10 protein-coding genes are annotated in these 8,865 nt (G+C 75.3%); 2 read left to right on the forward strand and 8 right to left on the reverse strand.

Going from position 1 to position 8,865, the window contains the following annotated elements; translation table 11 throughout:
* Positions 1-565: 565 nt before the first annotated feature.
* A complete protein-coding gene (locus ACTUAL_RS02450; protein WP_096497193.1) occupies positions 566-1,258 on the reverse strand; it encodes a demethylmenaquinone methyltransferase in 693 nt (230 codons plus the stop codon).
* Positions 1,259-1,415: 157 nt separating this feature from the next.
* Here ACTUAL_RS02450 and ACTUAL_RS02455 point away from each other — a divergent pair, with 157 nt between their 5' ends.
* Positions 1,416-2,240, forward strand: coding sequence for an inositol monophosphatase family protein (locus ACTUAL_RS02455; RefSeq protein WP_096497194.1), 825 nt, complete (start codon positions 1,416-1,418; stop codon positions 2,238-2,240).
* A gap of 72 nt (positions 2,241-2,312) precedes the next feature.
* On the opposite strand, the gene ACTUAL_RS02460 is transcribed toward ACTUAL_RS02455, so the two are convergent.
* From ACTUAL_RS02460 to ACTUAL_RS02490, 7 genes are read right to left on the reverse strand one after another with little or no spacing between them, the layout of a single operon-like run.
* The gene (locus ACTUAL_RS02460) at positions 2,313-2,987 is read right to left on the reverse strand and encodes a hypothetical protein (protein ID WP_440899124.1); all 675 of its coding nucleotides are present in this window, start codon (positions 2,985-2,987) and stop codon (positions 2,313-2,315) included.
* Positions 2,988-3,005: 18 nt separating this feature from the next.
* Positions 3,006-4,031, reverse strand: coding sequence for a 2Fe-2S iron-sulfur cluster-binding protein (locus ACTUAL_RS02465; protein ID WP_096497196.1), 1,026 nt, complete (start codon positions 4,029-4,031; stop codon positions 3,006-3,008).
* The gene (paaD, locus tag ACTUAL_RS02470) at positions 4,032-4,544 is read right to left on the reverse strand and encodes a 1,2-phenylacetyl-CoA epoxidase subunit PaaD (protein WP_096497197.1); all 513 of its coding nucleotides are present in this window, start codon (positions 4,542-4,544) and stop codon (positions 4,032-4,034) included.
* The gene (gene paaC, locus ACTUAL_RS02475; RefSeq protein ID WP_440899125.1) at positions 4,541-5,458 is read right to left on the reverse strand and encodes a 1,2-phenylacetyl-CoA epoxidase subunit PaaC; all 918 of its coding nucleotides are present in this window, start codon (positions 5,456-5,458) and stop codon (positions 4,541-4,543) included. Before paaC ends, paaD begins: the two co-directional genes overlap by 4 nt.
* 8 nt (positions 5,459-5,466) lie before the next feature.
* Complete coding sequence (paaB, locus tag ACTUAL_RS02480; protein WP_015805366.1) at positions 5,467-5,757, reverse strand: 1,2-phenylacetyl-CoA epoxidase subunit PaaB; 291 nt, start codon at positions 5,755-5,757, stop codon at positions 5,467-5,469.
* On the reverse strand, positions 5,754-6,689 hold the full coding sequence (paaA, locus tag ACTUAL_RS02485) for a 1,2-phenylacetyl-CoA epoxidase subunit PaaA (protein WP_096497199.1): 936 nt from the start codon (positions 6,687-6,689) through the stop codon (positions 5,754-5,756). Before paaA ends, paaB begins: the two co-directional genes overlap by 4 nt.
* A gap of 43 nt (positions 6,690-6,732) precedes the next feature.
* Positions 6,733-7,341: a DUF3592 domain-containing protein gene (locus tag ACTUAL_RS02490; RefSeq protein WP_440899126.1), complete on the reverse strand. Its 609-nt coding sequence runs from the start codon at positions 7,339-7,341 to the stop codon at positions 6,733-6,735.
* A 62-nt stretch (positions 7,342-7,403) separates the two neighbouring features.
* Here ACTUAL_RS02490 and ACTUAL_RS02495 point away from each other — a divergent pair, with 62 nt between their 5' ends.
* Positions 7,404-8,645, forward strand: coding sequence for an isochorismate synthase (locus tag ACTUAL_RS02495; protein ID WP_440899127.1), 1,242 nt, complete (start codon positions 7,404-7,406; stop codon positions 8,643-8,645).
* Positions 8,646-8,865 lie beyond the last annotated feature (220 nt).

An 8,865-nucleotide genomic window follows, 5' to 3' on the forward strand; every position in this document is an offset into this window, starting at 1 on the left:
GGGGGGGGGGGGGGGGGGGGGGGGGGGGGGGGGGGGGGGGGGGGGGGGGGGGGGGGGGGGGGGGGGGGGGGGGGGGGGGGGGGGGGGGGGGGGGGCTTCGGGGGCGCGGTGCGGGGCGACGGGAGGCCGAAGTCGCGGCGCGGAGGGCCGAAGCTCGGATTTCACGGTGGCGCAGGCCACACTTTTGCCCCTGGGACCTCGGTCCAGGGGGTTGTCGGGATCTTGGTCCCGGTTCGGTCGTGGGCGGCGGAGTGGCGAGTTTTGCGGCGTGCGTCACTCTCAGCGACGGTTCGGGAGTGGCTCGGCACGTCCGCCGTCCCCCAGCGCCCCCGGCGCCGTCCCCCGGCACCGCCTGCCGGGGTCGGTCCGCGCGGGTAGCGGCGCACCCCGGTCGGGGCCGCCGCTGCGCTTCGTCGGTTCGGTGGTTCGGTGTCGTCCCGGCACCGGTACCGGTGCCGCCGGTCCGGGTGGTGCCGGCGGTCCCGGTGCCAGCGGTCTTGGTCTGGGCGGTCTTGGTCTGGGTGGTCTTGGTCTGGGAGGTCTTGGTTTGGGCGGGGCGCCGGGGTCAGTCGAGGGGCTTGACCGCGCGGTGGAGCGCGACCAGTCCGCCGGTGAGGTTGAACCAGGCGACGTCGTCCCACCCGGCTCGGGCGACGATCTCGCCGAGCGCGCGCTGGTCGGGCCAGGTGGCCATCGACTCGGCGAGGTAGTTGTAGGCCGCCGGGTTGGAGGACACCCGCTTGGCGACCACCGGCAGGACCTTCAGCAGGTGCCGCTTGTAGACCGCGCGGAACGGCCCGAAGGTCGGGCTGGACACCTCGCACACCACGAGCCTGCCGCCGGGGCGCACGACCCGCGCCATCTCCCGCAGCGCCGCCTCGGTGTCCTGGAAGTTCCGCAGGCCGAACGAGACCGTGACCGCGTCGAAGGCGCCGTCGCGGAAGGGCAGGTGCAGCGCGTCGGCGGCGACCTTGGGCACCGCCCGCTTGGCCCCGCCGCGCAGCATCCCGATGGAGAAGTCGGCGGCGACGCACCAGGCGCCCGACTCGGCGTACTCGACCGTGGACACCGCGGTGCCCGCGGCCAGGTCCAGCACCTTCTCACCGGGGCGGGCGTCCAGCACCCGCCTGCTCCACTCCCGCCAGCGCCGGTCGAACCCCAGTGTCATGACGGAGTTGGTGCGGTCGTAACCCTCCGCCACGCCGTCGAACATCTCGGCGACCTCGCGGGGGTTCTTGTCCAGACCTGCGCGCGACATGTGTGAAGACTAAGTGACGCGGCGGGGTGTTCTCACCTCGCACGTCACTCTCGGTGGTGTGAACGGCGTCGGAACAGCGCGTGTCGTGCTTGACGTTCGTCGCCGCTTCACCGGGAGGTCGCGTCGCGGACACCAGGAGCGGTGACACTAGGTCGGCATGACGGTCTTGTCGTCCCGCCCGACCCAGCCCGCCGATCCCGGCCTGGTGTCGCTGGCCCTCGAAGTGGCGGGGCGCCTGGCCAACGACGCCTCGGATGTGATCATGGCGACGGCCGGTCGCGGAGCGCGACCGGACGAGGACGCCTCCCCCTTCGACTGGGTGACGGACACCGATCGGACCCTGGAGCGGCACACCCGGCGGGTGCTGACCGCCGAGTTCCCGGCGATCCCGGTGTTCTGCGAGGACTCGGCGAGCCCGGTGGCGGTGGACGCGGAGTACCGGTGGGTGGTCGACCCGGTGGACGGCGGCGCGAACTACGTGGCCGGGGTGCCGTGGTGCGCGTACAGCCTGGCGCTGGTGGACCGCTGGGGCCCGGTCGTGGGCGTGGTCGCGGACCCGTACCGGGCGCAGATCTACGCGGCGGCGCGGGGGCGCGGGATGCGCGCGAACGGCACGCCGGTGCGGCTGGGCGACAAGCCGCCGAACGCGATCGTGTGCACCGAGATGACGCGGACGGGCCCGTGGCCGGGGATGGGCGAGTTCATCTCGCGCGCGGCGGGGGCGGGGACGGGCGTGCGGGTGCTGGGCTCGAAGGCGCTGGCCGTGGCGCAGGTGGCCCTGGGCCACGCGGCGGCGGCGGTGCTGGACAGCTACCACGAGTGGGACGTGGCGGGGGCGGTGTCCCTGGCCGTCGAGTCGGGCGCGGCGGTCCTCGACCGCCGGGGCGACGACGCGAGGCTGCCGGAGGACGGCCTGCTCGTCGCGGCGCCGGAGGTGGCGGAGGAGGTCCTGGGGTGGTGGCGGTCGTCGATGGCGCGGTGAGCGGGGCCGGGCGGTTCCCGACGACGGCGTCGCGCGACCGGTTGCCGGGTTTCGCACTGCCCGAGGCCCGCTTCACCCCAGCGTCAGGTTCGGCACCTGCTGCTCCAGCATCTCCAGGTGCACCCGCGCCGACGCGAGGTCGGGTTGTTGCACCAGCTTCAGCGCCACCCGCCCGGCCTCGTCCTCGAACGCCGTGAAGTCCTTCACCGCCGCCGCCAGGCGCACGCTCACCGGGTGGTCCTGGGCGGTCGCCTCCAGGGCCCGACCCAGGTCCGCGATGCGGCGGACGTCGTTCAGCTCGGCCGCGAACTGGTGCACGATCCGGTTCAGCCACTCCGCGCCCGCCGAGCGGGGCACGGTCGCCGCCGCCGCGGCCACCCGCTGCACCGACAGCTCGCACCGGCCGACCATCGCGCCCCACCGGTCCATGGAGGCCGCACGCGCCGGCGGCGGCGGGGCCACCGGCGGCGGGGTCATCAGCGGCGGGACCACCGGCGGCGGGGGCTGCGGAAAGCGCTGCGCCCCCGGCGCGGGCCACTGCGGGTGCGGCGGCAGCCGCGTCACGCTGTCGCGGCGGCGGACGGCGCCGATCGACAGGCCGATCACCGCTCCGGGGAGGCCGCCGACCACCCCGGACACGATCAGGGCCGCGATCAGCCCCGACACTCCGGTGATGCCCACGCCCCCGAACAGCAGCAGCATGAGGAGCGTGCCACCGGCCAACCCGCCCAACACCCATCTGCTCACCGGACCGATGGTGCCAGATCAAGCGTCGTAGTCGACCCGGATCGGCCCGGACACCGGCATCGACTGGCAGGTCAACACGAACCCCGCGGCCACCTCGTGCGGCTCCAGGGCGTAGTTCCGGCGCATCTCCACCTCGCCCGTCACCAGCTTCGCCCGGCACGTCCCGCACACCCCGCCCCGGCACGCGAACGGCAGGTCGCCGCGCACGTGCTGGGCCGCCTCCAGCACCGGCACGTCGCCGGGCAGCTCGACCGGGGTCTCGCGGCCGTCCAGCACGACCACCCCCGGCACGAAGTCCTCCAGCACCCGCTCCGGCCGGTTCGGCGGGGGTGGTGGCTCGGCGACGTGGAACAGCTCGTGGTGCACGCTGCCCTCCGGCGCGCCCAGGCCCTCCAGCACCTTCCGCGCGTCCTTGACCAGCCCGTGCGGCCCGCACAGCCACCACTGGTCGACGTCCCCGGCGGGCACCACGCCGGTCAGCAGCGCCGACAGCCTGGCCGCGTCGAGCCTGCCGCTGAACAGCTCCACGTCCCTCGGCTCCCGCGACAGCACGTGCACCAGCTGGAACCGCCCCCGGTGCCGGTCCTTGAGGTCGGCCAGCTCGTCCGCGAACATCACCGTGTCGCTGCGCCGGTTGCCGTAGACGAGGCTGACCCGCGCCCCGCGCTCCAGCTCGGTCGCCGCGATGGACAGCGCGGGCGTGATGCCCGACCCGGCCACGACCAGGCCGTGGTGCTCGCCCCCGGACGGGGTGAAGCGGCCCTGCGGGGTGCCGACGCTGACCACGTCGCCGACCCGCGCCCGGTCGACCAGCCGCACCGAGAACAGCCCGCCGTCGACCCGCCGCACGCCGATGCGCAGCGGCCTCCCCTCGGCCGCGCAGATCGAGTACGACCGGTGCTCGTCCCCGTCGCGCAGCGCCACGTGCTGCCCGGCCCGGAACGCGTACTCCCCGGCCAGCTCGGGCGGCACGTCGAAGGTGACCGCGACGGCGTCCGCGCACAGCCGCTCGACGGCGGAGACCGCCAGCTCGTGGAAGGGCATCTAGATCTCCTTGACGTGCTCGAAGGGCTCCGCGCAGGCCAGGCAGCGGCGCAGCGCCTTGCACGCGGTCGCGCCGAACCGGGACAGCTCCTCGGTGCGGGCCGACCCGCAGCGCGGGCACGGCACCCGGCCGGGCGGCGGCACGAGGGTCAGCGGCACGGGGCCGACCGGGCGCGGGCCGATCCGGGACGGCGGCGCGATGCCCGCCTCGCGCAGCTTGCGCAGGCCGTCCTCGGTGATCCAGTCGGTGGTCCACGCCGGGTGCAGGCTGGTGCGCACCTCGACGTCGGCGAACCCGGCCGCGGCGAGCCCGCGCCGCAGGTCGGCGCCCATCTCGTCCACGGCGGGGCAGCCCGAGTAGGTGGGGGTGATGGTGACCAGCACCCGCCCGTCGCGCTCCACGACCTCGCGCAGCACCCCCAGGTCGGCCAGGGTCAGCACGGGCAGCTCCGGGTCGAGCACCGCCGAGGCGACCTCCAGCGCGGTCGGACCGGGCTGGCGCGGGCCGCTCACCAGCGCGCCCCCGGCAGCGACCGGTGCACGTGCTGGAGCTCGGCCAGCAGGTACCCCATCACCTCGGTGTGCACCCCGTCCCGCCCGCCGCGCCCGGCCGCCGACGCGGCGGGCGCCGGTCCGGGCCTGGTCAGCCCGCCCGCCGCGCACACCGCGTCCAGCACCCCGTCCACCTCGGCGCGCAGCTCCCCCGGATCGACCGCGACCCCGGCCAGCCGCAGCTCCACCGGGTGCGCGGTGAACAGCTCCTCCAGGTACGGCCGCACCCGCTCCAGCCCGGCCTGCATCCTGCGGTGCGACTCGTCCGTGCCGTCGCCGAGCCGCACGGCCCACTGCGCCGCGTGGTCCCGGTGGTACGCCAGCTCCTTCACGCCCTTGGCCGCGACCGCCGCGAGCACCGGGTCGGCGCTGCCGCGCAGCCGCTCGAACGCCGCGAGCCGCCACGAGGACAGCACCAGCAGCCGGGCGATCGTGGTGGCGAAGTCGCCGCCCGCGAACGGCCCGCACTCGATCTCCGCCAGGTGCACGTTGCGGAACTCGCGCTCGTCGCGCAGGTAGGCCAGCGCGTCCTCGTCCCGCCCGGCGCCCTCGACCTCGCCCGCCCTGGTCAGCAGCAGCCTGGCCTGCCCGAGCAGGTCGAGCGCGATGTTGGCCAGCGCGACGTCCTCCTCCAGCTCGGGCGCGCGCGAGCACCACTGGGCGAGCCGCTGGGACAGCACGAGGGCGTCGTCGCCCAGCATCAGGCAGTAGGCGGCCAGGTCGCCGCGGTCCACCCCGTCCGGCACGTCCCGCCCGACGCCCGCGAGGGGTTCGGCGAAGCCGGTGCCGAACGCCCAGTGCCCGCCGCCACCCCACTCGCCGTCGTCCGCGAGGTCGGCGAGCCCGTGCCCGTCACCGGCGCTGCTCTGCTCCACGGCGGGCCTCACAGGTGGGGGACGTCGTCGGGGATGGCGTAGAAGGTCGGGTGCCGGTAGACCTTGTCGCCGCTGGGCGCGAAGAACGGGTCCTTCTCGTCCGGGGACGACGCGGTGATCGCCTCGGCGGGCACCACCCAGATGGACACGCCCTCGTTGCGCCGGGTGTAGAGGTCGCGGGCGTTGCGCACCGCGAGCTCGGCGTCGGGCGCGTGCAGCGAGCCGACGTGGACGTGGTTGAGCCCGCGCTTGCCGCGCACGAACACCTCCCACAGCGGCCAGGACCCGTCGGAGCTCATGCCGCACCCGCCTCTCGGGCCGCGCGCTTGGCGGCGTGGGCGGTGGCCGCGGCCCGCACCCACTCGCCCTCCTCGTGCGCGGCGCGCCGGTGGGCGACCCGCTGGGCGTTGCACGGCCCGTCCCCGCCGACGACCCGGCGGAACTCGTCCCAGTCCGGGGTCCCGAAGTCGTGGCGCCCGCGCTCGGCGTTCCAGCGCAGCTCGGGGTCGGGCAGGGTGACGCCGAGCTTCGCGGCCTGCGGCACGGTCATGTCGACGAACTTCTGCCGCAGCTCGTCGTTGGTGTTGCGCTTGATCCGCCAGGCCACGGACCGCTCGGTGTTGGCGCTCTCCGCGTCGGGCGGGCCGAACATCATCAGCGACGGCCACCACCAGCGGTCCACCGCGTCCTGCACCATCGACCGCTGCGCGTCGGTCCCGGCCATCATCGTGGCGAGCAGCTCGTAGCCCTGCCGCTGGTGGAAGGACTCCTCCTTGCAGACCCGGATCATGGCGCGGGCGTACGGCCCGTACGAGGTCCGGCACAGCGGCACCTGGTTGCAGATGGCGGCGCCGTCCACGAGCCAGCCGATGACGCCCACGTCGGCGAAGGTCAGCGTGGGGTAGTTGAAGATCGAGGAGTACTTCTGCCGCCCGGTGATCAGCCGCTCGGTCAGGTCGGCCCGGTCGGCGCCGAGGGTCTCGGCCGCCGCGTAGAGGTAGAGGCCGTGGCCCGCCTCGTCCTGGACCTTGGCCAGCAGGATCGCCTTGCGGCGCAGCGAGGGCGCGCGGCTGATCCAGTTGCCCTCGGGCTGCATCCCGATGATCTCGGAGTGCGCGTGCTGGGCGATCTGCCGCACGAGCGTGCGCCGGTAGCCGTCGGGCATCCAGTCCCTGGGCTCGACGCGCTGATCGGCGGCGAGGACGCGCTCGAACTCCGCTTCCAGCTCCATGCAGCCGATTGTTACACGAAACACACCACGCGGAGAAGAACTGTCACACGCGACGCCGCAGCCACCAGGCGAGCGGTCCGAGCACCGCCCACACGGCGAGCAGGGACGTGCCGACGGGCAGCAGCGCGAGGGTGAACGTGCGGCCCTCGACGCGCGCCAGCTCGGTGTTGTCGGTGTCGTACTCGATCCACACCACCTGGCCCGCCTCCAGGCCGTCCGGGTAGAGCACGCCCTGCGCCGGGCTGTGCACCGCGCCGTCCGGGGTGGCGTAGCGCACGACGGTGCGCTGGAAGGACACCGAGACCACCTCGGCGGCAGCCCGACCGCGCCTGCTCTCGATCGCGTTGTCGTCGCGCCAGCAGGCGGCCACCAGCAGCACGCCGACCAGCGTCACCAGGCCGCCCAGGACCAGCACCGACCGGCCGAGCAGCTTCCGGACCGCGCGGCGTCGGCCCGAGCGGGGGCGGCCGTCGGGACCGGGGGCGGGAGCGCGGCCGGGAGCACTGCCGGAACCGGTGTCCGGACCGCTGTCGGAGCGGCTGTCGGAGCGGCTGTCGGACCCCAGGTCGGAACCGGGGTCGGAACCGGGGTCGGGGCGGTCCGCTGGACGGTCCTCGGCGCGGTCGTCGGAGAGCACTGCGTCGTCCACCACAACGGAGCAGTCTAGGGCCGCCCTGGCGCGGAAACGCGGAACCGAGTCCATACCCTCGAAGGGTGACCTCCGCTCCCCCGTCCAGGACCCGCACCCGCCTGCGCGTGACCACCACCCCGGTCACCGGCCCCGCCTTCCCCGAGGACCTGCTGTCCAGGCTCCCCGACCCCGGTGGCGCGCTGGCGTGGGTGCGCGAGGGCTCCGGGCTGGTCGGCTGGGGCGAGGCCGCGCGGTTCGAGACCTCGGGCGCGGGCCGGTTCGCCGAGGCCGACCGGCTGTGGCGGGAGTTCACCGCCGAGCTGGACGTCGAGGACGCGGTGGGCGTGCCGGGCACGGGCGCGGTGGCGTTCGCGAGCATGGCGTTCGCGGACGAGCCGGGCAGCTCGGTGCTGGTCGTGCCGCAGGTCGTGCTGGGCCGCAGGGGCGAGCACCGCTGGGTGACCACGATCGGTGAGGTGGACGGCGACCCGCTGGAGCGGGCGGTGCGCCCGGTGCGGCGGCCGTCGACCATCCGCTACTCGGACGGGCGGGTGCCGGTGACCCGCTACCGGGAGGCGGTCGCCGAGGCGGTGCGCCGGATGCGGGCGGGCGAGCTGGCGAAGGTGGTGCTGGCGCACGACCTGCTGGCGGTGGCGGACGTGGACATCGACGAGCGGTTCCTGCTGGGCGGGCTGGCCAGGCGGTACCCGGAGTGCTGGGTGTACGCGGTGGACGGGCTGGTCGGGGCGACCCCGGAGCTGCTGCTGCGGCGCACCGGGGAGGTCGTGGACTCGCGGGTGCTGGCGGGCACGACCTGGCCGGGCAGCGGCACGGACGAGGAGGCGCTGCTCGCGTCGGGCAAGAACCGCGAGGAGCACGAGTACGCGATCGCGTCGCTGACCGAGGCGCTGCGGCCGTTCTGCGCGGCGCTGTCGGTGGACGGGCCGTCGGTGCTGCGGCTGCCGAACGTGTCGCACCTGTCCAGCGACGTGATCGGCACCCTGCGCGACGACCCGTCGCCGCTGCGGCTGGTGGAGGCGCTGCACCCGACGGCGGCGGTGGGCGGCACGCCGAAGGGCGACGCGGTGCGGCTGATCCGGGAGCTGGAGGGCGCGGACCGCGAGCGCTACGCCGGGCCGGTCGGGTGGATCGACGGGAACGGCGACGGCGAGCTGGGGATCGCGCTGCGCGGGGCGCAGGTGTCGGGGCGGACGGCGCGGCTGCGCGCGGGCTGCGGCGTGGTAGCCGACTCGGACCCGGACGCCGAGGTCCACGAGGCGCACGCCAAGACGCTGCCGATGCGCGAGGCCCTGGAAGGGCTGTAGGGCGGGTCGAGGGGGCGCCGGGCGGGAGGCCGCGGGCGCGGAGGTCTGGCGCGGAGGTCTGGCGCGGCTCGGTGACGAGCGCCGGGTGGGCGCAGGCAGGCGGGCAATGCGGGTAGGCGCAAGCAGGGCAGGCGGCGCGGGCAGCGCGGCAAGCGCAGGCGGGTGATCAGCGCTGGTCACCCGGCAGGCAGGCCCGGTCGCCCCGCCGGTCGATCCCCGC

This window comes from Actinosynnema sp. (genome assembly GCF_052038725.1).